This window comes from Plantactinospora sp. GCM10030261 (assembly GCF_042666615.1).
In the GTDB taxonomy this organism is placed as follows: Bacteria; Actinomycetota; Actinomycetes; order Mycobacteriales; family Micromonosporaceae; genus KBS50.
In genome coordinates, this window is sequence record NZ_JBHTDD010000033.1 from 1 (window position 1) to 24,405 (window position 24,405).

At 71.8% G+C, this 24,405-nt stretch carries 20 protein-coding genes; 13 read left to right on the plus strand and 7 right to left on the minus strand.

Annotation, left to right across the window (positions count from 1 at the left end):
• Window positions 1–158 precede the first annotated feature (158 nt).
• A complete protein-coding gene (locus ACFQUZ_RS27865; RefSeq protein WP_377447455.1) occupies window positions 159–380 on the minus strand; it encodes a DUF2631 domain-containing protein in 222 nt (73 codons plus the stop codon).
• A gap of 321 nt (window positions 381–701) precedes the next feature.
• Between ACFQUZ_RS27865 and ACFQUZ_RS27870 the strand changes: the two genes are divergently transcribed.
• On the plus strand, window positions 702–2,288 hold the full coding sequence (locus tag ACFQUZ_RS27870) for a Rieske 2Fe-2S domain-containing protein (RefSeq protein WP_377447457.1): 1,587 nt from the start codon (window positions 702–704) through the stop codon (window positions 2,286–2,288).
• Between the two features lie 123 nt (window positions 2,289–2,411).
• On the opposite strand, the gene ACFQUZ_RS27875 is transcribed toward ACFQUZ_RS27870, so the two are convergent.
• The 3 genes from ACFQUZ_RS27875 to ACFQUZ_RS27885 all read right to left on the minus strand — a co-directional run bounded on the left by ACFQUZ_RS27875 (window position 2,412) and on the right by ACFQUZ_RS27885 (window position 5,315).
• Window positions 2,412–2,894 carry a hypothetical protein gene (locus ACFQUZ_RS27875; RefSeq protein WP_377447458.1) on the minus strand — a complete coding sequence of 161 codons (483 nt, stop codon included), beginning with the start codon at window positions 2,892–2,894 and terminating at the stop codon, window positions 2,412–2,414.
• A gap of 67 nt (window positions 2,895–2,961) precedes the next feature.
• Complete coding sequence (locus ACFQUZ_RS27880; protein WP_377447460.1) at window positions 2,962–4,563, minus strand: phytoene desaturase family protein; 1,602 nt, start codon at window positions 4,561–4,563, stop codon at window positions 2,962–2,964.
• An 11-nt stretch (window positions 4,564–4,574) separates the two neighbouring features.
• On the minus strand, window positions 4,575–5,315 hold the full coding sequence (locus tag ACFQUZ_RS27885; protein ID WP_377447462.1) for a TetR/AcrR family transcriptional regulator: 741 nt from the start codon (window positions 5,313–5,315) through the stop codon (window positions 4,575–4,577).
• A 133-nt stretch (window positions 5,316–5,448) separates the two neighbouring features.
• Here ACFQUZ_RS27885 and ACFQUZ_RS27890 point away from each other — a divergent pair, with 133 nt between their 5' ends.
• On the plus strand, window positions 5,449–7,629 hold the full coding sequence (locus tag ACFQUZ_RS27890; protein ID WP_377447464.1) for an MMPL family transporter: 2,181 nt from the start codon (window positions 5,449–5,451) through the stop codon (window positions 7,627–7,629).
• Between the two features lie 11 nt (window positions 7,630–7,640).
• On the opposite strand, the gene ACFQUZ_RS27895 is transcribed toward ACFQUZ_RS27890, so the two are convergent.
• A complete protein-coding gene (locus ACFQUZ_RS27895) occupies window positions 7,641–8,612 on the minus strand; it encodes a YhjD/YihY/BrkB family envelope integrity protein (RefSeq protein WP_377447466.1) in 972 nt (323 codons plus the stop codon).
• Window positions 8,613–8,824: 212 nt separating this feature from the next.
• On the opposite strand from ACFQUZ_RS27895, the gene ACFQUZ_RS27900 reads away from it, so the two are divergent.
• The 7 genes from ACFQUZ_RS27900 to ACFQUZ_RS27930 all read left to right on the plus strand — a co-directional run bounded on the left by ACFQUZ_RS27900 (window position 8,825) and on the right by ACFQUZ_RS27930 (window position 16,224).
• A complete protein-coding gene (locus ACFQUZ_RS27900) occupies window positions 8,825–9,385 on the plus strand; it encodes a GNAT family N-acetyltransferase (protein ID WP_377447468.1) in 561 nt (186 codons plus the stop codon).
• A gap of 157 nt (window positions 9,386–9,542) precedes the next feature.
• Window positions 9,543–10,262: a Uma2 family endonuclease gene (locus tag ACFQUZ_RS27905; RefSeq protein WP_377447470.1), complete on the plus strand. Its 720-nt coding sequence runs from the start codon at window positions 9,543–9,545 to the stop codon at window positions 10,260–10,262.
• Window positions 10,263–10,313: 51 nt separating this feature from the next.
• Window positions 10,314–11,525, plus strand: coding sequence for a 1-deoxy-D-xylulose-5-phosphate reductoisomerase (gene dxr / locus ACFQUZ_RS27910; RefSeq protein WP_377447472.1), 1,212 nt, complete (start codon window positions 10,314–10,316; stop codon window positions 11,523–11,525).
• Complete coding sequence (locus ACFQUZ_RS27915) at window positions 11,525–12,775, plus strand: M50 family metallopeptidase (protein WP_377447474.1); 1,251 nt, start codon at window positions 11,525–11,527, stop codon at window positions 12,773–12,775. Before dxr ends, ACFQUZ_RS27915 begins: the two co-directional genes overlap by 1 nt.
• A gap of 8 nt (window positions 12,776–12,783) precedes the next feature.
• Window positions 12,784–13,956: a flavodoxin-dependent (E)-4-hydroxy-3-methylbut-2-enyl-diphosphate synthase gene (gene ispG / locus ACFQUZ_RS27920; protein WP_377447475.1), complete on the plus strand. Its 1,173-nt coding sequence runs from the start codon at window positions 12,784–12,786 to the stop codon at window positions 13,954–13,956.
• 97 nt (window positions 13,957–14,053) lie between these two features.
• Entirely contained in the window at window positions 14,054–15,277 is a 1,224-nt protein-coding gene (locus tag ACFQUZ_RS27925; RefSeq protein WP_377447477.1) for an MFS transporter, read from the plus strand.
• Between the two features lie 107 nt (window positions 15,278–15,384).
• Window positions 15,385–16,224, plus strand: a complete 840-nt coding sequence (locus tag ACFQUZ_RS27930; RefSeq protein ID WP_377447479.1) for a GNAT family N-acetyltransferase — start codon at window positions 15,385–15,387, stop codon at window positions 16,222–16,224.
• Between the two features lie 67 nt (window positions 16,225–16,291).
• Here the strand turns inward: ACFQUZ_RS27930 and ACFQUZ_RS27935 are convergent, their stop codons facing one another.
• Window positions 16,292–16,795: a GNAT family N-acetyltransferase gene (locus ACFQUZ_RS27935; protein ID WP_377447481.1), complete on the minus strand. Its 504-nt coding sequence runs from the start codon at window positions 16,793–16,795 to the stop codon at window positions 16,292–16,294.
• A 108-nt stretch (window positions 16,796–16,903) separates the two neighbouring features.
• On the opposite strand from ACFQUZ_RS27935, the gene ACFQUZ_RS27940 reads away from it, so the two are divergent.
• The 4 genes from ACFQUZ_RS27940 to ACFQUZ_RS27955 all read left to right on the plus strand — a co-directional run bounded on the left by ACFQUZ_RS27940 (window position 16,904) and on the right by ACFQUZ_RS27955 (window position 23,126).
• Window positions 16,904–17,278: a YciI family protein gene (locus ACFQUZ_RS27940; RefSeq protein ID WP_377447483.1), complete on the plus strand. Its 375-nt coding sequence runs from the start codon at window positions 16,904–16,906 to the stop codon at window positions 17,276–17,278.
• Window positions 17,275–18,564, plus strand: a complete 1,290-nt coding sequence (locus tag ACFQUZ_RS27945; protein ID WP_377447485.1) for an RNA polymerase sigma factor — start codon at window positions 17,275–17,277, stop codon at window positions 18,562–18,564. The genes ACFQUZ_RS27940 and ACFQUZ_RS27945 overlap by 4 nt, the downstream gene beginning before the upstream one ends.
• Window positions 18,565–18,681: 117 nt before the next feature.
• On the plus strand, window positions 18,682–22,344 hold the full coding sequence (locus ACFQUZ_RS27950; RefSeq protein ID WP_377447487.1) for an ATP-binding cassette domain-containing protein: 3,663 nt from the start codon (window positions 18,682–18,684) through the stop codon (window positions 22,342–22,344).
• Window positions 22,345–22,565: 221 nt separating this feature from the next.
• Entirely contained in the window at window positions 22,566–23,126 is a 561-nt protein-coding gene (locus ACFQUZ_RS27955; protein ID WP_377447549.1) for a DUF5872 domain-containing protein, read from the plus strand.
• Window positions 23,127–23,321: 195 nt separating this feature from the next.
• Here ACFQUZ_RS27955 and ACFQUZ_RS27960 read toward each other — a convergent pair whose 3' ends face one another.
• Complete coding sequence (locus tag ACFQUZ_RS27960) at window positions 23,322–24,389, minus strand: NADH:flavin oxidoreductase/NADH oxidase (RefSeq protein ID WP_377447489.1); 1,068 nt, start codon at window positions 24,387–24,389, stop codon at window positions 23,322–23,324.
• Window positions 24,390–24,405 lie beyond the last annotated feature (16 nt).

Here is a 24,405-nt window from a genome sequence, read left to right on the forward strand (position 1 = left end):
CTCCGTCCCCCTCCCCGTCGATCTAGGGCAGATGGTCGTGATTAGAGATCAACTCACGACCATCTGCCCTAGATCGACGGAGCAGGGGAGCGGGGGGCCGGGGGAGCGGGGGAGGGCGGCGGAGGGCGGTCAGGTATTGGTTCCGCTGCCGGGACCGGTCAGGAACGCAGACCGTTACGCCGGAGGATGACATCCCCGATGACGATGACCAGCAGGGTGACGGCGATCCCGATCAGCCAGATGTTCTCGACGTTGCCTTCGTGGTTGCCGCACAGCATGAGCAGCATCGCCACCGCCGTGACCACGGCGCCGATCCGGCCAGCTTTCCGGTGCCCCGGCTTGTGCTGATCTGGCGACGTTACCGGCTCGCTTCCTGCCACTGTCGGTCCTTCCCTCGCGATCGGATCTGCGATCAGTCTGGCACGCCCGACGGGAGGGCCGGCCGGGAGCCCCGACGCGGGAGCGATCGGTCGGTCCGGCGGGGCCGACGAATCGGGTCCGTCCCGACGCGGGCGCGACACGTCGACGAGGGCTGCAACGGGGTGGCGCCGTACCCCTCGGGCCGCGTTGGGCAGCGCGACCGCTCCATGGGCCGGCCGCCTGGTGCGTCCGGGTACTGTCGGCGTCGCGGGCGGACGCCGTTCGACATTCCTGTAGGTTTCCCACGTACGCCTTAATCGTCGCGCGAGGGGGACTCTGCGGTGCGATTGACCGGTACCGGGCACGCCAGCATGCGGATCGACACGGCCGCGGGCAGCATTCTGTGCGACCCCTGGGTCAACCCGGCCTACTTTGCCTCCTGGTTCCCGTTTCCCGACAACTCACAGTTGGACTGGGAGTCGCTTGGCCAGGTGGACTACCTGTACGTCTCGCACCTGCACCGGGACCACTTCGACGCGGCGCACCTGAGGCGCTTCATCAGCAAGAAGGCCACGGTCCTGCTGCCCGAGTACCCTACCTCCGAGCTGGAGGACGAGCTGCGTGAGCTGGGCTTCACCAGGTTCGTCAAGACCGTCAGCAACGAGGTGACGGAGCTCGACGGCGGGCTCAAGGTCATGATCCAGGCGCTGACCAGTCCGACCGACGGTCCGATCGGAGACTCATCGCTCTGGGTGGAGTACGACGGCGTACGGCTGCTCAACCAGAACGACGCCCGCCCGTCGGACCTCAGCGTCTTCGCCGAGCTGGGCCACGTGCACGCCCACCTGCTCCAGTTCTCCGGCGCGATCTGGTACCCGATGGTGTACGAACTTCCCAACGCGGCGAAGACCGCGTTCGGCAAGCAGAAGCGGGACCGGCAGTTCGACCGCACCTGGCGCTACATCGACGACCTGAAAGCGTCGTACGTCTTCCCGATCGCCGGGCCGCCGTGCTTCCTCGACGACGAGCTGTGGCAGTTCAACGACATCTTCGGCGACGAGGGCAACATCTTCCCCGACCAGTCGGTCTTCATGCGGGAGTACGCCAAGGTCGGCGGCACCAACGGGGTCGTGTTGCTGCCCGGCAGCGTGGCGGAGGTCAGTCAGGACGACTGCGTCACCAACCATCCGGTGCCGGTGGACGAGTTCTTCGCCAACAAGGTCGCCCACCTCGAGGAGATGCGCGAGCGCAAGCGCCCGATCATCGAAGCGGAGAAGGCGTCGTGGCGGCATCCCGACATCGACGTACTCAAGGAGATGCAGCGCCGGATCGAGCCGCTGCTCGACGAGTCGATCTATCTGGCCAAGGGGGTCGGCGGCCCGGTCCGGTTCGACCTGGTCAGCTACGACGGAGAGTCGATCGAGTCGATCGTGGTCGACTTCCCGGGCAAGCAGGTGCGGCCGTACGCCGACGAGAAGGTGCGCTACCGGTTCCGTACCGAGCGGGCGCTGATCGAGCACCTGTTGCACATCGGTGAGGTGGACTGGGTCAACTCGCTCTTCCTGTCCTGCCGCTTCTCCGCAGCCCGGATCGGCCAGTACAACGAGTTCGTCTACGCCTTCTTCAAGTGCCTTTCCGAGGAGCGGCTGCAGTACGCCGAGGGGTGGTACGACGAACACGAGCGGACCAGCGACGCGGAGGACATCCGGTTGGGCGACTGGGTGGTGCAGCGGCGCTGCCCACATCTCAAGGCCGACCTCACCCGGTTCGGCATCGTCGAGGGTGATCAGCTCACCTGCCAGTTGCACGGGTGGCGGTTCGACCTGTCCAGCGGCCGTTGCCTGACCGGGGTCGGTCACAAGATCCGTGCCCGCCGGGCCGACGCCGAGGTTCCGACGCCGCCCGACGCTCCGGCCACCGCCGGCTGACGCCCGCCCCAACCACCGCCGCCCGACGCCCCGGCCACCGCCGGCTGACGCCCGCCCCAACCACCGCCGCCCGGCGTCCCGCCGCCGGCACCCCGGTCACCGTGGGCTGACTCCGCCGCGCCGTTACCGCTTCGGGGACCGGTCGTGGTCGAGATACCACCTGCCGTACGTCGGCGGGCCCAGGCGCGGGTCCACCCGGAGCCGGGGCAGACCGGAGATCGGGCCGCTGGCGGCTTCCAGCCGGAGCCGGTCCTCGTCACCGGCCATGACGGCGTACAGCCGGTCGCCGTCGGGCCGGATCACCGTCCACAGCCACGGCTCGGGTTCGTTGTCGCCGTAGAGCAGGTACGAGTCGAACCGCGCGGCGAACCGGCGGGCGAACTCCAGCCGGTCGACGCGGGCGACGAGGCGGCCCTCGATCCCGACGCTGAGGCGCATGGCGAAGTCCCCCGTGCCCTCCTCGTAGGTGCAGAACGCGGCGAACCGCACCTCGTCCCCCACGTCCCGGAGGTCGTCGTCGAGCCGTGCGCCGTGACCGACGAACAGTTCCGTGTCGGTCACCGCGAAGCAGTCCCGCAGGAAGCAACGTAGCTCGTCCGCGGTCACGAAACGTGAGGACAGCAGGTCGTACCCGGTCGACGGCGGGTCCGGCGCGTTGATGCGGGGGTCCTTGTCAACGGCCGAGGTCGGTGAGGATGCGCCGGGCCGCGTTGTGTCCGGCAGCGCCGATCACGCTCCCGGCCGGATGGCAGCCGGCGCTGCCGGCGTACACCCCGTCGATCCCGGTGGCGTACGGCATCCGGTCGGTGAACGAGATCGTGTTGTCGACGTGGTGGATGTGCCCGCCGGAGATGCCGAAGTGCGCCTCGATTCCGGGTGGCGTGAGTGGCACGGCCTCGGTGACCAGGTCGGCGGTGCCTGGCGCGTACCGCTCGCAGATGGCCAGCAGGCGTTCCACGTACCCCGGCAGCGCCTCGTCCCACGTGGTGCCCGCCGGCTGGTACGGCACCGACTGGACGAACAGCGCCGACGAGTGGTGTCCGGCGGCGTCCCGCAGCGAGGGGTCGACGGTCGTGTGCACGTACCACTCGATCGTCGGCTCGTCGGGCAACCGACCCGCCCGCACGTCCGCCCACATGCCCCGCAGCGCGGCCATCGGCGATGCGCTGGCGTCCGCGCCGGCGACCAGCGTGGCCGAGCCGGGCAGCAGATGGATTGTCGACCCGAACGGGCTGGCCGCGTCCGTCGGCAGGCAGGAGAACCGGGGGAGGTCTCGCAGCGCGAGGTTGAGCTTCAGTGTCGTGCCGGAGCGGCGGGCGGTCGCCAGCCGGTCGGCCACCGCGTCCGGTAGCGCCCCGTCGGGCAACAGGTTGATCAGCCGGTACGGGTCACAGGCGCCGAGCACCGTCCGCGCGGTGATGGACCTGCCGTCGGCGAGCACCACACCGCTGGCCGCGCCGCCGTCCAGGGTGACCGCGTCGACCGGCGCGCCGGTGACGATCCGGGCGCCGGCCGTGCGGGCCGCGTCGGCGAAGGTCCGGGACACGGTTCCCATGCCGCCCTCGGCGATCATCCAGGTGCCGTCGGACCCGGGCAGCCGGCACATGTTGTGCACCAGGAAGTTGTGCCCGGTGCCCGGGTCATCGGGGCCGGCGGTCAGCCCGGACAGCCCGTCGGTCACCGCGTACATCGAGATCAGCAGTTCGGAGCGGAAGTCGAAGCGGGCCAGGTAGTCGGCGACCGAGCCGCGGACCAGGTCGACGAAGTGCTGTCGAAGGGCCGGCCGGACGTACCGTTCGGCGGTCTCCTCGACCGGCAGCGGCTCGGCGAGCCAGGCCGGCGCCAGGTCGTCCCGCAGGGCCGCGAGTTCGGCCTGCATGGCGTCGTCGGCGGCCACGTCGGCGGCCGAGAAGAACGCGGTGAGCTGCTCCCGGGTGGCCGCCCGGTCGGCGCCGAAGAGCAGGTACGGGGAGCCGAGCGGTCCGGGGGTGGGCAGGAAGTAGTGTGGGTCGCGGCGCAGCACCGGGATCTGTACGTCGAGCGTGGCGAGCAGCTCCGGCGGCATCAGACCGAGCAGGTACGAGCCGGTGGAGTGGCGCAGCTCGGGCACGGTGCCGAACGGACGTTCGGTGCGGGTGGCACCGCCGATCACGTCGGCGGCCTCGAGCACCAGCACGTCGAGGCCGGCGCGGGCCAGCAGCACGGCGGAGACCAGACCGTTGTGCCCGGCTCCGATGATCACCACGTCCGCCCGGGTGGGCAGCTCAGCGTCCATGTGGATGCAGCCTAGCCGGGTTGCGTGGGCGCTACCGGCGGGTGGACGGGCGGTGCGGCGAGATCGCGCACCATGCCGGCCAACTCGCGGTCGAACAGTGCCACCGGTTCGGTGAGTGCCCAGTCGAGGTGGTTGAAGACCTCCATGGCGACCAATCCGTAGAGCCGGGTCCAGCAGGCCAGGAAGACGTACGCCAGTTCGGCGGGAAGGTCTGCGGCGACGACCCGCTGGCGTAGCGGGCCGAGTTGCTCGGTGAAGCCCTGGCCGACCGTTTCTGGCGGCGGGTAGCGGAGTGTTCCGCTCTCGGCCAGTGTTTGCAGGGGCGCGATGAAGGTGGCTCCGAGGCGGGCGCCCGGGTGGTTCTCGTCCACGCATCGGGCCATGAACTCGGCCATGCCCGGAACGGGTGGGCCGAAGGCCAGGCCGAACTCGGCCCGGTGCTCGAGCGCCCAACGTCGGAAGCCTCGGGCCATGGCCAGTAGCTGTGCGGCCGGGTCCGGGCCGGCGCTGTCCCGGGCGGCCTCGACGGCGGTGCGCAGCTCGTCGTACAGGTCGCCGGCCAGATCCACCACCAGCGCTTCCAGGCTGGGGAAGTAACGGTAGATGGCGGGGGCGGTCATGCCCATGTCCCGGGCGATGGCGCGTAGTGAGACGGCCTCAATGCCACCGTCCACCAGTAGCCGCCGGGCAGCCTGCTTGATCTCGGCGACCGTCGCCGTACGCAGGCGTTCCCGCCGGGTCGGGACAGTCATCCGAGAACCCCCTTGACTGAGAAGAACGTCGTTTGCAAGAGTAAACGACGTTCACGCTACTGAGTAGCTATCACAGATGCCGACTCTAGCCGCTGACGGGGGGCGTGTGATGTTCGCGTGGTGGGGAGGGGCCGTGGTGCGGCTCAGGTGGGCCGTGCTGGCCGTGGCCGCGTTGCTCGTGACGCTCGGGGTGACCTGGGGAGTCGGGGTTTTCGGGCAGCTCACCGGGGGAGGCTTCGACGACCCGGGGCGGGAGGCGCACCGGGCCGCCGAACGGATCACCGCCGAGTTGGGCCGGCAGGACGTCGACATCCTGGTGCTCTATTCCAGCGATGCCGCCATGGCCGACGAACCGGCGTTCCGTGACCCGGTCACGGCCGCCCTCCAGCGGGTTCGGGAGCGTCCCGAGGTCGTCGCCGTGACGAGTTGGTACGAAACCCAGGCGCCCACACTTGTGGCCACCGATCGGAAGGCCACCTACGCGTTGGTGCGGCTCGCGGCGGCCGACGAGGACGAGCGGATCGCCGCGTACCAGGCGCTTCGGCCGACGCTCGACGCCCCGGGCGTCCGCACCGAGGTCGGCGGCACCGTGCCGTTCCTGCACGAGGCGAACGAGCAGACCACCCGGGACATCGTCCGGGCCGAGATGCTGTCCGTTCCGGTGCTGCTGGTGCTGCTGGTGCTCATCTTCCGCGGGCTGGTCGCGGCGGTCACCCCGTTGCTCGTCGGCGGGTTGGCGATCCTCGGCGCGTTCATCGCGGTCCGGCTGTTGACCACCGTCATCGACGTGTCGGTCTTCGCCATCAACGTGATCACGCTGCTCGGGCTCGGCATGGCCATCGACTACGCGCTGTTCATCGTCAGTCGGTTCCGGGAGGAACTGGCCGCCGGCCGGGACACCCCGGAGGCACTCCGCCGCACCATGGTGACCGCGGGTCGCACCGTGGTGGTCTCGGGCCTCACCATCGCGCTCGCCCTGGGCAGCCTGTTGATCTTCCCGCAGGTGTTCCTGATGTCGATGGGACTGGGCGGCATGGCCGCCGTCCTGGTCGCCATGCTGGCCTCACTCACCGTACTACCGGCCCTGCTGGCGGTGCTCGGCCCGCGGATCGACGCGGCCCGCGTACGCCTGCCGGGGCGCCGGCGTGCGGCGCGCCGGACCGGGCCGGCGGCGCTGGTTACCGGAGGCGCCTGGGCCCGGATAGCGCGGGCCGTGATGCGCCGGCCGGTGCTCGTGCTGGTCGGTGTGCTGCTGGTGCTCGGCGGGCTCGCGGGACCGTTCCTGCGTACCGAGTTTGGCGGGTTCGACGAGCGGGTGATGCCGGCGGAAGCCACCCCCCGGGTGGTCGCCGACACCATTCGCGCCGACTTCCCGGGCGGCACCGTCGCCCCGATCGACGTCCTGGTCTCCGGTGTCCCGGCCGAGCGGGCTCAGGCGTTCGCCACCCGGGTCGCCGAACTGCCGGGGGTGACCGGGGTGCAGGTGGCGGCCACCGGGGAATCCTCGACGCTGCTCTCGGTGGCGTACCAGGGGCAGCCGACCGGCGACGTGGCCCAGGACGCGGTCCGGGCGATCCGTGACCTGCCCGCCCCGGCCGGGGCGGACGTGCTGGTCGGCGGCCGGCCCGCCGCCGACGCGGACCTGGTCGACAGCCTCGGCGCCCACCTGCCCTGGATGGCACTGATCATGGCTTCGGCGACCCTGCTGCTGCTCTTCCTCGCCTTCGGGTCGGTGCTGCTGCCGGTCAAGGCGGTGCTGATGAACCTGGTCTCCATCGGCGCCTCGTTCGGGGTGGTGGTCTGGATCTTCCAGGACGGACACCTCTCCGGGCTGCTCGGGTTCACCCCCACCGGGTTCATCGAGCCGAGCAACCTGATCCTCATGTTGGCCCTGCTGTTCGGCCTGGCCACCGACTACGAGGTGTTCCTGCTGTCCCGGGTCCGGGAGGAGTGGGACGCCGGACATGACAACACCTCCGCGGTCGCGGTCGGACTGCAACACACCGGCCGGATCATCACGGCCGCCGCTCTGCTGCTGATCATCGTGGTGGCCGGCTTCGCCACCGGCGACATGTCGTACATCAAGATGATCGGGATCGGCATAGTCGTGGCGGTCGTGGTGGACGCCACCCTGGTCCGGGTGCTACTGGTGCCGGCCACCATGCGGCTGCTCGGCCGGTGGAACTGGTGGGCGCCGGGCCCGCTGGGCCGGTTCTACCGCCGCTACGGCATCCGGGAGTCGGCGGACCCGGGGTCGGCCGCTGTCGCTGATTCCGCGGCGCGTGCCGATCCCGCGCTGCCAGCCCGGCTGTGACCGACGCCGGCTCAGGCCGGCTCAGGACGGCTGGCCGGCGGCTCGGCGGGCCGGTCGTCGAGCTGGCTGGCGGGTCCGTCGTCGGCGGGCCGGTCGTCGGTCGTCGGGTCATCGGTCCGGGCGGCGGTCCGGGTGGCCCGCCAGCGACTCAACGCGAGGGTGGCGGAGTAACCGGCCAGCACGATCACGTGGAACAGATACAGCCAGAGCAGCACCGCGACCCCGGCGCCGATCTCGTCGAAGCCGCCGAACGGGACCCCGAGGTCCAGCGGCAGCGAGCAGAAGAGCACGAAGCCGTGCAGGAATCCGGAGAGATTCGCCGCGGTGAACGAGCCCATCCCGAGGGCGGACAGCCAGTCCGGTGAGGCCGGTCCGACGACCCGGAACACCCAGAGCAGCACCGGTGTCAGCACCAACCAGACGGCCAGGAAGGAGAGCACCACCCCGAGCGCGCCGGCCAGGCCACCCTGCTGGACCAGCCGGGTGGTGGTGGGCAGGGCCATCAGGATGGACAGCAGCAGCGCCGGGGCCGGCGCCAGCAGCGGCAGCAGAAGCAGCCGCCCCCGCCAGCCGACCAGGGCGCCCGACTCCTTCCGTAGGGACACCGACACCATCGCCCGGCGCAGCCCCTCGCCGTACAGGGAGGCGGGCAGCACCGAGGCGAGCGCCAGCAACGGGGTGAGGGTCAACCCCGCGTCGACCAGGGCGGCCACCGCCCGGGGAGCACCGATCTCGGTGGGCAGCGTCTCGATGGCGTACGAGGAGAGCCGGCGCACCCGGTCGGCTCCGGCGGCCAACCCGGTCAACCAGATGGCGAGCAGCGCGATCGGCACCACGGCGATCGCCCCGAAGAAGGTGATCGCCGCCGCGTGCAGGGAGAGGTCCCGTCCCCGCACCGGCCGGAAAGCGGTGCTCACGATTTGTTTGGTCGACTTCCACGCACCACTCACGGTGATCCCATTCCCCGGGTCGCCGAGCGGCATGCGTGGGGACGCCGGTCGATCCGGCCCATCGGTGGTGGCGGACGTCACCGGTCTGGGTGGCGTCCCGGTCTGGGGCGTCCCCGGTCTGGGGCGGTGTCCCCGGTCTGGGGAGCCCCGGCCCCCGGCCTGGTGCGGCGTCCCCGGCGCGGGGCCCGACGCCGCCGGCCGGCTCGGCGAGGCGGTCCCGCCACTGTTCACTATGCTCGCCGGCCATGGCGGTGTTCGAAACCGAGCGGCTGGTGGTCGACGACTGGACCGAGGAGCCGGCCGACGTGGCGCGCTTCCTCGACACGTACTCCCGGGACGAGGTGATCCGCTGGCTGGGTGGCGGCGCGCCGCCGCTCGCGGACGAGGTCGAGGCGGCCGGCCGGATCCGTCGCTGGCGGGCCCGGAACGCGGAGCACGGCCCGCCGTACGGCATCTGGGCGGTCCGGGTCCGGGAGACCGGCCTGGCTGTCGGCACGGTCCTGCTGCTGCCGATGCCCGGAGCCGGGATGGCGCGTACCGATCAGGTCGAGGTCGGCTGGCACCTGCACCCGGACTCGTGGGGGCACGGCTACGCCACCGAGTCCGCCCGGGGTGCGCTGGTGCGCGGCTTCGCGGCCGGGTTGCCGGAGATCTACGCGGTGATCTGGCCCGGCAACACCCGATCGGAGGCGGTGACCCGGCGGCTCGGCATGACCCCGCTCGGCCGCCGCACAGACTGGTACGACGGTGCTGAGGTGGACGCCTTCGTGGCGAGGAAGGCCCCCTTGTTATCGCTTTCCATATAGGAAAGGGCCCCCTGTCAACACCACCGCCCGCCGCCTGCCACCCGCCGCCGGCCGGCCGCCGGGCGCCGGCGTCGCACTCGGTGTGCGACGCCAGCCCGAGCGGGGCTGCGGCGATAGGCTGAGCGGTGCAGGATGTCCCGCGCAGGGGGTGATGGGGATGGCACAGCCGGTGACCACGCCGGATCCGGCGCCGGAGCCGGGCGAGCCGTCGTTCGACGCGTTGCGCTGGCACGATGAGCCGTGGACGGCCCGCCTCGCCCTCGATCTGTTACCGGAGACCAATGGCCCCCGGATCGAGGTCCTGAGCGGAAGCGTGATCGTGACACCACATGCGGGAACGGACCACCAAGCGGTGGAACGAGAGCTGCCCTACGTCTTGCATCGGGCGGCTCGTCGTGCCGGTTACTGGGTCTATCCAGAGATCAATGTCGTCTCAGGTAGCGACCTGTTCATCCCTGATATCGCCGTCCTCCGCGCGCCGGGAGGTGGTCGCTCGTCAGTGAAGATCACCGAGGCGGTCCTGCTGGCGGAAGTCGTGTCCGCTGGTACGCGACGCAAGGACGTGATCGACCGCCCTCGGCAGTACGCCGCCGCCGGTGTGCCCTTCTTCCTCCGGGTTGATCTCCGTAACCGGGTGCCGGCGATCGCGTTGTTCGAGCTGGTCGAGGGGGAATATCGGCCGGTGGCCGCCGCGGCGGCGGGCAACACCTTCGTGATGCGGGAACCCTTCGAGTTCTCCATCGATCCGGCCGAGCTGCTCGACGACGAGCCGGCGGAGGCCGACCTGCGTGACGACGAGCCAGCGGAGGCCGGGACGGCGGAGATCGAAACAACGGAGTCCGTCGCGACGGAGGACGCCGCCGACCCGGTCAACTGATCATGGGCGGGCTGCCGAGGGATGTCAGCGGCGCTCGGGGACAATGGTGGCGTGACCGTTCCCCGTGATCTCGTCCTGCTCGGCTCCACCGGCTCGATCGGCACCCAGGCGGTGGACATCGTCCGCCGCAACCCGGATCGGTTCCGGGTGGTGGCGCTGGGTGCCGGGGGCGGCAACATCGCCGAGTTGGCCGCCCAGGCGCTGGAACTGGGTGTCGAGGTGGTCGGCGTGGCGAAATCGTCCGCCGTGCAGGACCTGCAACTGGCGTTCTACGCCGAGGCGCAGAAGCGCGGCTACCCGACCGGCGGGTTCAAGATCCCGAAGATCCTCGCCGGCCCGGACGCGATGACGGACCTGGCCGAGTGGCCGTGTGACGTGGTGCTCAACGGGGTCGTCGGCTCCCGCGGTCTGGCGCCCACCCTGGCGGCGCTGCGCTCCGGGCGTACCCTCGCCCTGGCCAACAAGGAGTCGTTGGTGGCCGGCGGCCCGGTGGTGAAGGCCGCGGTGACGCGGCCGGGGCAGATCGTCCCGGTGGATTCCGAGCACACGGCCCTGGCCCAGTGCCTGCGGTCGGGCAGCCGGTCGGAGGTGCGCCGGCTGATCGTCACCGCCAGCGGCGGACCGTTCCGGGGCCGGCGGCGGGACGAGTTGACCGACGTCACACCGGAGCAGGCGCTCGCCCACCCGACCTGGAACATGGGGCCGGTCGTCACGATCAACTCAGCGACGATGGTGAACAAGGCCCTGGAAGTGATCGAGGCGCACGAGCTGTTCGACGTCCCGTACCGGGACATCACCGTGATGATTCACCCGACCTCGGTGATCCACTCGATGGTCGAGTTCGTCGACGGCTCGACGATCGCGCAGGCCAGCCCACCGGACATGCGGCTGCCGATCGCCGTGGCCCTGGGCTGGCCGGACCGGGTGCCCGACGCGGCGGCCGCGGTGGACTGGACGGCGAGCCACACCTGGGAGTTCGCCCCGCTGGACGACGAGGCGTTCCCGGCCGTCGCGCTGGCCAAGGCGGCGGGTGAGGCCGGCCGGTGCCGGCCGGCGATCTACAACGCGGCGAACGAGGAGTGCGTGGCGGCCTTCGTCGCCGGTCGGTTGCCGTTCCTCGGCATCGTCGACACCCTCCAGCGGGTGCTGGAGGACACTCCGGATTTCGCCGAACCGGGTAACGTCGAGGACGTGCTCGCCGCCGAGTCCTGGGCGCGGGGGTACGCGCAGGAACTCATCTCGGGTTCGGTGGAAGGACATTGATGCTGTACGTGCTCGGGGTCGTGGTGATCGCCCTGGGGATCCTCATCTCGGTGAGCCTGCACGAGGCCGGTCATCTGCTGACCGCCAAGGCGTTCGGGATGAAGGTCACCAAGTATTTCGTCGGCTTCGGCCCCACGCTCTGGTCGTTCCGGCGCGGTGAGACGGAGTACGGGATCAAGGGCATCCCGCTCGGCGGCTTCTGCAAGATCGTCGGAATGACGCCGCAGGACGACGATGTCGACCCCGCGGACGAGCACCGGGTGATGTGGCGGTATCCGGTCTGGAAGCGCACAGTCGTGATGGCCTCCGGGTCGGCGGCGCACTTCGCGTTGGCGATCATCGGCGCCTGGATGGCGGCGATGTTCGTGGGCCTGCCGAACCCGGCGTATCCGGACACCGACGCCGAGGCTCGCCAGGAGCCCGCTGTGATCGCGGTCGGGCCGTGTCTGCCCGCCGACCCGGCGCGGACCGCATGCCAGCCCGGCGATCCGGCGAGCCCGGCCGGGGTCGCCCAGTTGCGCGACGGCGACCGGGTCACCTCGTTCGACGGCAAGCCGGTGACCAACTACGGCGACCTGCTCGTTGCGCTGCGCGGCGCCCAGCCTGGCGACAAGGTCACCATCCGGTACGAGCGGGATGGCAGCCCGGGGGTGGCGAATGTCACCATGGGCGAGATGCGGCGACCGCCGTTGGACGACCCGAAGGGCCCCGTCGGCCCGGTGGCCGCGCTCGGCGTGGGGCTGCTGCCGACCACCCCGGGCACCCTCACCTACGGCCCGATCGACGCGGTCGGTGCCTCCGCCGACTTCACCGGCACGATGGCGGTGGAGACGGTCCGCGCCATCCAGCGCATCCCGGAGAAGGTTCCCGCCCTGTTCGCCGCGATCGGCGGCGCGGAGCGCGATGTCGACACCCCGATCAGCGTGGTCGGCGCGAGCCGGCTGGGCGGGGAGGCGCTGGAGGCCGGCGTCTGGCAGATGCTTGTCTTCCTGTTCATTTCACTGAACTTCTTCATCGGGGTGTTCAACCTGCTGCCACTGCTGCCGGTGGACGGCGGGCACATCGCGATCGCGTGGTTCGAGCGGGTCCGGTCGTGGGTGTACGCCCGGCTCGGCAAGCCGGACCCGGGCCGCGTCGACTACCTGAAGCTCATGCCCCTCACATACGCGGTGATCCTGGTCGGTGGCTCCTTCATGTTGCTCACCATCACCGCGGACGTCGTCAATCCCATCACGCTGTTCTCGAGGTGAGTGCTTCCGTGACCGCTGTCAGTCTGGGCATGCCCGCCGTGCCGCCGCCGCCCCTGGCCCCGCGCCGGGCGAGCCGGCAGATCATGGTCGGCTCGGTGCCGGTCGGCGGCGGCGCGCCGGTGTCCGTGCAGTCGATGACCACCACGTTGACCGCCGACATCAACGCGACCCTCCAGCAGATCGCCGAGCTGACGGCGTCCGGCTGCCAGATCGTCCGGGTGGCGGTGCCGTCCCAGGACGATGTGGAGGCGCTTCCGGCGATCGCCAAGAAGTCGCAGCTCCCGGTCATCGCCGACATCCACTTCCAGCCCAAGTACGTCTTCGCCGCGATCGACGCGGGCTGCGCCGCGGTGCGGGTCAACCCGGGCAACATCCGGCAGTTCGACGACAAGGTCAAGGAGATCGCGAAGGCGGCCGGTGACGCGGGCGTGCCGATCCGGATCGGTGTCAACGCCGGATCGTTGGACAAGCGGCTGCTGGCCAAGTACGGCAAGGCCACCGCCGAGGCGCTTGTCGAGTCGGCGCTGTGGGAGTGCTCGCTGTTCGAGGAGCATGGCTTCCGGGACATCAAGATCTCGGTCAAGCACAACGACCCGGTGGTGATGATCCGCGCGTACCGGCAACTCGCTGAGCAGTGCGACTATCCGTTGCACCTGGGCGTCACGGAGGCCGGCCCCGCGTTTCAGGGCACCATCAAGTCGGCGGTGGCGTTCGGCGCGTTGCTGGCCGAGGGGATCGGGGACACCATCCGGGTGTCGCTGTCCGCGCCGCCGGTCGAGGAGATCAAGGTCGGCGCCGCCATCCTGGAGTCGTTGGGGCTGCGCGAGCGCGGCTTGGAGATCGTCTCCTGCCCGTCCTGTGGCCGGGCCCAGGTGGACGTGTACAAGCTGGCCGAGGAGGTCACCGCCGGGCTGGAAGGTCTGCCGGTGCCGCTGCGGGTGGCGGTGATGGGCTGTGTGGTGAACGGTCCGGGTGAGGCTCGGGAGGCCGACCTCGGGGTGGCGTCCGGCAACGGCAAGGGCCAGATCTTCGTGAAGGGTCAGGTCATCAAGACCGTTCCGGAGGCGCAGATCGTGGAGACGCTGATCGAGGAGGCGCTCCGGCTCGCCGACGAGATGGGTGCCGAGCTGCCCGAGGAGCTGCGCGGCATGATCACTGGGCCCACGGTCACCGTCCACTGACGATCGACGCGCGCCGACGGCGACCGTCCCGGCGCGCGAGGTGAGACAGCTCACCCGGCCCTTCTCAAACCGTACGTACGTATTGTTTGATTGGATCATGGGCATCCTCCCCGCACCCGGACCGACCCGGGTCCTTGCCGTGGCCACGTTGATCAACACGGTCGGGCGGGGGATCTGGCTGACCGCCAGTGCCCTCTTCCTGACCCGGGCGGTCGGGCTGACGGTCACCGAGGTGGGCATCGGGCTCACGGTGACCGCTCTGGTGAGCCTCGTCGCCAGCAGCCCGATGGGCTATCTCGCCGACCGGTACGGCCCCCGTGGCATCCAGATCGCCGCGACGCTGGCCGCCGCCGGGTTCACTGCGGCCCTGGTCACCGTCCGCTCGCTGCCGGCCTTCCTGTTGGTCGGCGCCGCCAGCGCCCTCGCCGACGCGGCGAATCGAGGGGCCCGGGGAGCACTGATCGCCGGGGTGGTGCCAGTCGCCGACCGAGTACGCACCCGCGCCTACCTGCGCTCCGTCACAAACGTGGGCATCTCGGTGGGTGCCGTGGTGGCGGGTCTCGGGATCGCCGCCGACACCCGGCAGGCGTACGTCGCGTTGGTGCTGGCCGACGCCACCACGTTCCTCCTCGCGGCCCTCGTGCTCACCCGGCTCGCGCCGGTGCCGCCGGTCCCCGCTCCCACGAGCGGGCCTCGACTGCTGGCCCTGCGGGACCGGCCGTTCCTCGTCTTCACCCTGCTCGACGGGCTCATGTCGATGCACTTCAGCCTGCTCAACATCGCACTGCCGCTGTGGATCGCCGGGCACACCGCCGCCCCGCGCTGGCTCATCTCCGCGCTGATGCTGGTGAACACGGCGATGGTGGTGATGTTCCAGGTCCGGGCCTCCCGCGGCACCGAGAGCATCACCGGCGCGGCGGCGGCGTCCCGCCGGGCTGGCGTGGCCATCGCGGCGGCCTGCGCGTTGTTCGCGGTCAGCGGCTCGGTGCCCACGGCGGTGGCGATCGCGTTGCTCTTCGCCGGCGCGCTGGCACACGTGGTGGGGGAACTCTGGCATTCGGCCGCGGGGTGGGGCATCTCCTTCGGTCTGGCTCCGGAGCACGCCCACGGGCAGTACCAGGGGACGTACGCGATGGGCATGCAGGTCGGGAGCATGCTGGCGCCCGTCGTGGTGACCACCCTGGCGGTCGGCTGGGGACTTCCGGGATGGTTGGTGCTCGGTGTCCTGTTCGCCACCCTCGGTGCCCTCGTGCCCCCGGTGAGCCGGTGGGCCGAGCGCCACCGGCCGGTGCCGACCGTCGAGGTGGCCGCGGCGCGCTAGCGCCCGTGGAAAGCCGCGCCGCAGGCCCGGCCAGGGGCTCTGACGCAGCCCTCCCGGGGCGCCGGTCGGCCGGTCGGACCGCCAGATGATCTGGCAGGCTGGTAGGCGTGCTGACGGTTCCGGTGCGGCAACTCGGGGAGGCCGAGCGATCGGCCGTGGAGCGGATCCTGGACCGTGACCCCTTCGCGGCGGCTCAGGTCGCCGAGCGGGTGGCCGCCCGCGGCCTGTCGTGGTGGCGAGCCGACGGTCGGATCCTCGGCTACGGTTCCCGCCGCCAGGTCGAGGCGCTGTGCTGGCTCGGCGGGCACCTGACACCGGTGCTCGCCTCGCCGCCGGCGATCGACGCCTTCGCCGAACAACTTGGGGGCGAGGAGCGGACCTGCTCGTCGTTGGTGGGTCGGGCCGACGCGGTGCTCGGCCTGTGGGACCGGTTGTCCTCGTCGTGGGGTCCGGCCCGGGATGTCCGGCCCAACCAGCCGCTGCTGGCCACCGAGACCGAGGCGCCGATCGCGCCGGACCCGGCCGTGCGGCTGGTCCGCACGGGCGAGGTGGACCTGCTCTTCCCGGCGGCAGTGGCCATGTACAGCGAGGAGGTGGGGACGTCACCGCTGGCCGACGACGGCGGGCGCAGCTACCGCCGCAGGGTCATGGAGTTGGTCCGGGGACGCCGCGCCTATGCCAGGATCGTCGACGGCGAGGTGGTGTTCAAGGCGGAACTGGCGGTGGTGACCAGGCGTACCGCCCAGGTGCAGGGAGTGTGGGTGGCGCCGGCCTGGCGCGGCCGCGGTATCGCCGCCGCCGCCATGGCCGCCGTCGTCCGGGACGCGTTGGCCCGGGTCGCGCCGACGGTCAGCCTGTACGTGAACGACTTCAACGCCCCGGCCCGCCGGGTGTACGCCCGGTGCGGCTTCCGCCCGGTCGGCACCTTCGCCACCGTCCTGTTCTAACTCCCTCCTCGCCCCGTCGATCTGGGGCAGATGGTCATGAATGGAGATCCAGTCACGACCATCTGCCCTAGATCGACGGGGAAAGGGGCATGGTCATGATCACCTCGCGTTTGGCACTGTTCGGTGGGGAACTGCCCAGCAGGGCGTCGTGCCGGAAGCCGGCGCGCTCGTAGAGGGCGATGGCCGCCGCGTTGTCCGACATCACCGCCAGGCGCAGCACCCGGGCCCCGCGCCGCCTGGCCCAGTCGGCCACCGCCTCGACCAGCCGGACGCCGACTCCCCGGCCGCGTCCCGCGGGGCTCACCCACATCGAGATCAACTCCGCGATCCCGTCGGCGCCGTCAACGGGGATCCCGCTCACCATCCCGACGGGCTGGTCGTCGAGCACGGCAACCAGGTTGTACGACCCGGGGAGGGCCAGCCGGCCGCGCCACCGCTCCTCGCGGTCACCGTCGCCCTGCCAGTCCGCCAGCGTGGAGCCGAAGGCGTACGGTGCCTCCGCGAGGGCCGCCAACCGCAGCTCCCGCCAGATCGTCCAGTCGTCCACCGTGAGTTCGCGTAGTTCCAGCACGCGGCGAGCATGCCCAATCGCGACGTCGACAGCCAACTGTTTCCCGCGACCGCCGGCGGAGGGTGGGGAGAATCCGCGACGGGGTGTCGAATCGGGTGGAGACCGTTCGTGTACGTGGTAGAGGACGAGGACAAGGAGTTGACGATGGCCCGTTACCTGCTCAACGTGATGCAGCCGGTCGGTGGCCCGCTGCCGGACGACGAGATGGCGGTGGTGATGCGGGACGTGTCCGAGGTGGACCGGCAGCTGCGGGACGCCGGCGTGTGGGTGTTCTCCGGCGGGCTGCACCAGCCGGAGGCGAGCACCGTGGTCCGGGTCCGCGACGGCGAGGCCCTCACCACCGACGGTCCGTACGCCGAGGGCAAGGAGTTCATCGGCGGCTTCACCGTGGTCGACGTCCCGGATCTCGACGTGGCGCTGGACTGGGCGGGAAAACTCGCCGCGGCGACCACCCTGCCGATCGAGGTGCGGCCGTTCCAGTGAGGGGCGACCCGGTGGACCTCGACCTGGTGTTCCGGACCGAGTACGGCCGGGCGGTGGCCGTGCTGGCCCGCGTCCTCGGTGATCTGGACCTCGCCGAGGACGCCGTCCAGGACGCCTTCGCCGAGGCGGCCCGCCGGTGGCCGGTCACCGGCCCGCCGCCCAGCCCGGCCGGCTGGTTGATCGTGACCGCCCGGAAGCGGGCAATCGACCGGTTGCGCCGGGAGGCGTCCCGAGCCGACCGGCACGCGCAGGCGGCGCTGCTGCACGAACCGGACGCCGCCGCGACCCCGGACATCCGGACCGTGGACATCGAGGGCGTCGACGGCGACCGAACGGGGGCGGACGCGGTGCCCGACGACCGGCTTCGGCTGATCTTCACGTGTTGCCACCCCGCGCTCGCCCCCACCGCGCGGGTCGCGCTGACACTGCGGCTGCTCGGCGGACTGACCACCACCGAGATCGCGGCCGCCTTCCTGGTGCCCGAAGCGACAATGGCGCAACGGTTGGTACGGGCAAAGCGAAAGATCCGGGCGGCCCGGATCCCGTACCGGGTGCCCGGCGAGGCCGAGATGCCCGACCGGCTCCCCTCGGTGCTGGCCGTCATATACCTGATCTTCAACGAGGGTTACACGGCCAGCGCGGGTGACCTGCTCGTCCGCGAGGACCTGTGCGCCGAGGCGATCCGGCTCGGCCGATTGCTGACCGGCCTGATGCCCGACGAGCCGGAGGTGCTGGGTCTGCTCGCGCTGATGCTGCTGATCCAGTCCCGCCGGGCGGCGCGGACCACGTCGGCCGGCGGCCTGGTGCCCCTCGCCGACCAGGACCGGGACCGGTGGGACCGGGAGTTGATCGCCGAGGGCCAGGCCATCGTCCGGCGCTGCCTGCGCCGCGACCGGCCCGGGCCGTACCAGATCCAGGCCGCCATCCAGGCCGTGCACGCCGATGCCGCGGAAGCCTCGCGCACCGACTGGGCCCAGATCCTCCGGCTGTACGACCATCTGCTGACCCTCACGCCGGGGCCGGTGGTGGCGCTACACCGGGCGGTGGCGCTGGCCGAGGTCCGAGGCCCGGCCGCGGCGCTGGCCGAGGTGGACCGGCTCGACCTGCCCGGCTATCACCTGATCCACGCGATCCGAGCCGACCTGCTGCGCCGGCTCGGCCGCCGGGACGAAGCGGTCCGCGCCTACCGAACGGCCATCGCGGAAACCGACAACGCGGCCGAGCGTGCCTTCCTCGCCGCCCGGTGCGCGGCGCTCGACTCGGCGAGCCGGTCCACCGACGGGTGAACCGGTGCGCGCGGCCAACGCCTGCCCACCCCACTCTGCCGGTGGCGTAAATGCGTTGAGTGTCCGGGCCCATCCGGCCAGGCTGGAACCTCGCCATCGTTTCCGGGGGGATCCTTCATGCGGCTGTTCCGAGACCTCTGGACGACGTCGCCACGCCGCACCGGCGTCATGCTCTGCCTGATCCTGCTGGGTGCCGCCGGGCAGGCGTCGGCCGCCGCGGCCGCCGGCCCGGTGCTCGTACACCGGTCCTGGCCGTTGTTCACGCTGCTCGCGGTGGCCCTCGTTGCGGCGGTGCTGACCGACCTCGCGGTGAGCCTGATCGCGGCCGGCCTGACCGCGGACTGGGCGGCCGACGTGCGTCGTCGGCTGTGCAAGGTGGCCCTCGGCCAGGACCTGCCCACCCTGGAGACCACCCCGGTCGGCGAGCTGCTCGACCGGATCGACAACGACGTATACCAGGTCGCCAGCGAGCTGCGGAACCGGGGCGTCCGGCTCGCCCAGATGCTGGCCGCCGGTGTCCTGTCGATCCTCATCGCGCTGTTCGTCTGGTGGCCGGCCGGCGTCGGGATGGTGCTGCTGACCGCCGTACTGGTGGTGGGGTTGCGTAAACCCACCGGGAAGATCGGCCCCGCCCGGATGCACGAGGAGGAGGCCTGGTCCGACCTCGCCGCGGTGATGGAGGAGGCCATCCACGGCCAGGACGACGTGCGGACGAGCCTGGCCCGGCCGTACGTCCTGCGGCTGTTCGCCCGCCGGGCCAGCGAGGTGCTGGGCCGCGGCAAACGCGTCTGGGCCATGTCGAGCAAGGTCACCGCCATCGCCGCCGGCGTGCTGCGGACCGGGATCGCGGCCGTGGCGCTCGGCGGCGTCTGGGCGCTGACGACCGGGCGAATCGACGCCGCCCGGCTCACCGCCGTCTGGCTGCTCATCATCGGCTTCGGGGCGATCGTCGAACACGGCGCCCGGATGGTGCCCGAGATGCAGTACGCGTTCGGTGCCTGGGCCCGCGTGCAACTGCTCCAGTCGTCCCGCCAGGAGCCGGTCGGTGGTGCGGAGCCGCGCGACGGCGACCTGGTCATCCGGGGCCTGACCTTCCGCTACGCCGCGGCCGGGGCGGACGGCGAGCGCGGACCGGCCCTGCACGATGTCAACCTGGTCTTCGCCAGGGGCCGCTCGTACGCGCTGATCGGCCGGACCGGCTCCGGCAAGTCCACCCTGACCAAGGTGCTCACCCGGGCCGTGGAGGTGCCGCGCGGCACGGTGTCGCTGGCCGGCGTCGACCTGCTCGACCTCGACGTCGAGGGGCTTCGCCGGTGGATCGCGGTGGTGCCGCAGCGGACCGAGATCCTGGCCGGGACCCTCGCCGAGAACATCGCCCTGTTCGACCCGGAGCTGCTCGACGCCGCCGCCGGGGCGTTGCGCGAACTGGGCCTGGACTCCTGGGTGGCGGAGCTGCCGGACGGGATCGCGACCAGGCTGGGTGACGGCGGGTACGTACTCTCAGCCGGCCAGGAGCAGCTCGTGGCGTTCGCCCGGATCCTGGTCCGTGACCCGCACGTGGTGATCCTTGACGAGGCCACCGCCCGGATGGACCCGGTGACCGAGACCCGGGTGCAACGGGCCACCGAACGGCTGTTGCGCGACCGGATCGGGATCGTCATCGCGCACCGGCTCTCCTCGGTGCGCCGGTGCGACGAGGTGGTGGTGCTCGCCGACGGCCGGGTCATCGAGGTGGGACCGTTGCGCACCTCGACCCGGTTCGCCGAGCTGCTGGCCAGCGGCTCGGTCGAGGCGTACCCGGCCGGTGACCTCGTCGGGGTCGCGGCCGGGGCCGGGGTCGCGGCCGGGACCGGCGGGGCCGGGGTCGCGGTCGGGACCGGCGGGACCGGGGCCGCGGTCGGTGCCGGCGGGGCCGCGGGCGGCGTGGCGACCGACGCGCCGGGCGGCGCCGCGGACGGCACGTCGTCGCTGGCGGACGGCCTGACCAGCGGATCCCAGCCGGACCGGCCGGCCACTCGGCCGTTGCCCGACGTGCCGGTCGGCGCCCCCGCCGCGGCCAAGGCCGACCCGCCACCGCTGCCCGAGCGGCCGCCCGCCCGGACCCTGCGCGAGATCTTCCGGTTGGCCGTCAACGATCCCCGGTACGGGCTGACCGCGGTCGCCGTCTTCGCCGCCCTCCAGGTGCTGGGGCTCGACGGGTCAGTGCTGCCGTGGCTGTGGGCCGACGTGGTCGACGGGCTCGGCGACCCGCTGTGGCCGGCGGTGGGCATCGCCGCGGCACTGGTGATCACCATCCCGATCTCGTACTTCCCGGGATACCTGTTCCCGCACTGGTGGGTGCGGCAGATGCTGCGGATCAGCCTGCGCCTGGTGCACGGGCAGACCGGGCCGCGCCGGATCAGCAAGCACACCCCGGCCGAGGTGGTGGCCCAGGGCGGAGACACCGAGCGGGTGGTCATCCTCGCCGACAACATCATCGACCAGTCGATCGCCCTGATCGTCCTCGTGTCGATGACGGTCGTCTCCGGCTCGTGGGTGCCGGGGATGTTCTTCGTCGGCACGATGCTGCTTTCCGGTCTGTCCGCGACCCTGTTCGGGCCGAAGCTCGAACGGTCGGCGCGGGCCACTGTGGCGGCGCGGGCCAGCTTCGCCACCGCGCTGGTGTCGTCGCTGTCGGCGGCCCGCACCGTGAAACTGGCCGGCGCGACCCGACCCGTACTGGCCCACCTGGCCCGGCTCGACACGATCCGCAGCGACCGGCAGCGGCGGGAGATCTCCATCCAGGTGTGGGCCCGGTCGACCCCGGCCGTCACGAGCGGACTGTTGCCGATCGGGGCCTGGGTGCTGTTCCTGTCCGGGACGCTCTCCGCCGGGGCCACCCTCGTCGCGGTGTCGGTGCTCGGTTCGGCGCGCTGGTTCGCCTGGACCACCGCGTCGCTGGTTTCGCAACTGCCGTCGGCCCGCGTGTGGACGAGGCGCACGGTGGCGATGACAGGCGTGGCGAGGTACGCGGCCGCGGTGCCCGGCGTCGACATCGTCACCGGCACGGCGCCCGCGCCGCCGGTCGCGCCCCGGCATCCGCTGCGGAAGCTGGAACTGTCCGGCTTCACAGCGGTGCACGAGGATGGGACGGTCGCCGTACGGGACGTTGACCTGACCGTGGAACGGGGGCAGCTCGTGCTCGTGGTGGGCCCGGTCGGGTCGGGCAAGTCGTCGCTGCTGCGGGCGCTGGCCGGGATCGTGCACCACACCGGGTCGCTGCGCTGGAACGGTCGGCCGGTCACCGAGCCGGAACTGTTCCTGCGTCCCAACCAGGTGGGGTACGTGGGTCAGCTGCCCCGGGTGCTGTCCGGCACGGTGGCCGACAACATCCGGCTCGGGCACGAGGTGGACGCGGGTGGCGCCGTGTCGACCGCGCAACTCGACCACGACCTCGCCGCCGCGGGTGGCGGGGCGGCCGGTGGCGGACTCGGTTTGATGATCGGGCACAAGGGCACCCGGCTCTCCGGTGGGCAGTTGCAGCGACTCGCCCTGGCCCGGGCGCTGGCACCGCGTACCGAACTGCTGATCGCCGACGACGTGTCGTCCGCCCTCGACGTCACGACCGAGCTGGACCTGTGGCGGGCGCTGCGGGACCACGGGGTGACGGTGGTGGGCTCGACCTCGAAGCGGGCCGCGCTGAACCGGGCCGACCACGTGGTCGTGCTGATCGGCGGCCGGGTCGCCGCCCAGGGACCGTGGCGGACGCTGCAGGATGACTGGGGTCACCTCGCCGGGTGACCCCGGCCCGGCCCGGCTCGGCTCGGCCCGGCTCGGCTCGGCCCGGCTCGGCTCGGCTCGGCTCGGCCTGGCCCGGCTCGGCCCGGCTCGGCCCGGCCTGGTCGGCCTGGCTCGGCCCGGCCTGGTCGGCCTGGCTCGGCCCGGCCTGGCTCGGCCCGGCCTGGGGCTGGATGAAGGGTCTGCTTGACGTTCACGCCGCGTCGGGCCGGGTAACGGCGGGCATGGCGCGGTACACGAAGCCCGACCTCCGGGAACGGATCAAGGCGGAAATCAAGGCCTCCGACAAGGGCGGCCGACCGGGGCAGTGGTCGGCGCGTAAGTCGCAACTGCTCACCAACGAGTACAAGAAGCGCGGCGGGGGCTTCGTCGGACCGAAGGACGAGCGGCAGCGGTCCCTGCAACGCTGGGGAGACGAGAGGTGGCAGACCAGGCAGGGTGCGTCCCGGGCCCGGCAGAACGGCGAAACCCGTCGTTACCTGCCCAAGCGAGCCTGGGAACGGCTTTCCGAGGAGGAACGGCACGCCACCGACACCCGCAAGCGGCAGGTCTCCAGGACCGGCAGGCAGTACGTCGCCAACACGGGACCGGCGAAACGGGCGCGCCGCGGCGTCACCTCCGGGAAGTCGGTCGAGATGTTGTCCGACCTCACGGTGGCCGAGGCGATCGACCTGGCCCGCCGCCTCGACACCGCTCAGCTCAGGGCCGCTCTGCGGGTGGAACGTCGCGGCCGGGCGCGTAAGACCCTGATCCGTCGCCTGGAGTCCGAACTCGACCGCCGCTGACCGCCGCAACCGCCGCAACCGCCGCAACCGCCGTCCGTCGCTGACCGCCGCGACCGCCGTACCGCCGCGACCGCCGTACCGCCGCGACCGCCGTAACCGGCGGTCGGCGAAATCTTGGACAGATTCCGTTCTAATACGACGGAATCCGTCCAAGATCCAAAGTGGTGACCACGAGCTAGCGGCGGGTGAGACGGGTCAGGTGGCGCGTAGGTACTGGCTGGGCCAGCCGGGCTCGGCCCCCAGCCGCGCTGCGGCGTACCGGGGCCAGTACGGGTTGCGTAGCAACTCCCGGCCGAGCAGCACCAGGTCGGCCTGACCGGACGCGACGATCTCCTCGGCCTGCTCTGGTTCGCTGATCAGTCCGACCGTGCCGGTGAGAACGCCGGCGTCGTGGCGGACCCGGGCCGCGAGCGGCACCTGGTAGCCGGGCCCGATGGGAATCTCCGCCCGCGGGGCCGCCCCGCCCGAGGAGCAGTCGACGAGGTCCACCCCGGCGGCGGCCAACTCCTTGGCCAGCAGCACGCTGTCGTCCACGGTCCAGCCACCCGCCACCCAGTCGGTGGCCGAGATCCGGGTGAGCACCGGGACGTCGTCGCCGACCGTGGCCCGCACCGCCCGCGCCACCTCCAGGGCCAGCCGCATCCGGCCACCCTGGTCACCGCCGTACCCGTCGTTTCGATGGTTGGTCAGCGGGGAGAGGAACTCGTGCAGCAGGTAACCGTGCGCGGCGTGGATCTCGACGGCCGCGAAGCCGGCGTCCATCGCCCGGCCGGCCGCGTCGGCGAACGCCGAAACCACCCGGCCGATGCCGGCCGCGTCGAGCGCGGTCGGCACCCGGTACGCCGGGACGAACGGTTCGTCGCCGGGGCCGACCGGGGTCCAGCCACCCTCGGTGTCGGGCACGCCGCCGGATCGCGGTGCCCACGGCCGGTACGTCGACGCCTTGAAGCCGGCGTGTGCGAGCTGCACCGCCGGTACGGCGCCCTGGGCGTCAATGAAGTGGGTGATCGGTCGCCAGGCGTCGACGTGCGCGCCCGACCAGAGTCCGGTGTCCTGCGGGCTGATCCGGCCCTCGGGCAGGACCGCGGTGGCCTCGGTCAGCACCAGGCCCGTCCCGCCGACGGCGCGGGTGCCGAGGTGGATGCGGTGCCATTCGTTCGGCAGCCCGTCGGGACCGGCGCTGTACTGGCACATCGGCGCCATGGCGACCCGGTTCGGCAGGGTCACCGCGCGCAGGTCGAGCGGGCGGAACAGGACAGTCACGGGACGCCTCCTTGGC

Excerpts from the sequence above, each read along its gene's own strand:
- ACFQUZ_RS27880 (WP_377447460.1), bottom strand. The coding sequence starts at position 4,563 with ATGGACGCTGAGCTGCCCACCCGGGCGGACGTGGTGATCATCGGAGCC.
- ACFQUZ_RS27950 (WP_377447487.1), top strand. The coding sequence starts at position 18,682 with ATGCGGCTGTTCCGAGACCTCTGGACGACGTCGCCACGCCGCACCGGC.
- ACFQUZ_RS27905 (WP_377447470.1), top strand. The coding sequence starts at position 9,543 with ATGGCACAGCCGGTGACCACGCCGGATCCGGCGCCGGAGCCGGGCGAG.
- ACFQUZ_RS27955 (WP_377447549.1), top strand. The coding sequence starts at position 22,566 with ATGGCGCGGTACACGAAGCCCGACCTCCGGGAACGGATCAAGGCGGAA.
- ACFQUZ_RS27915 (WP_377447474.1), top strand. The coding sequence starts at position 11,525 with ATGCTGTACGTGCTCGGGGTCGTGGTGATCGCCCTGGGGATCCTCATC.
- ACFQUZ_RS27900 (WP_377447468.1), top strand. The coding sequence starts at position 8,825 with ATGGCGGTGTTCGAAACCGAGCGGCTGGTGGTCGACGACTGGACCGAG.
- ACFQUZ_RS27885 (WP_377447462.1), bottom strand. The coding sequence starts at position 5,315 with ATGACTGTCCCGACCCGGCGGGAACGCCTGCGTACGGCGACGGTCGCC.
- ACFQUZ_RS27925 (WP_377447477.1), top strand. The coding sequence starts at position 14,054 with ATGGGCATCCTCCCCGCACCCGGACCGACCCGGGTCCTTGCCGTGGCC.
- ACFQUZ_RS27895 (WP_377447466.1), bottom strand. The coding sequence starts at position 8,612 with ATGCCGCTCGGCGACCCGGGGAATGGGATCACCGTGAGTGGTGCGTGG.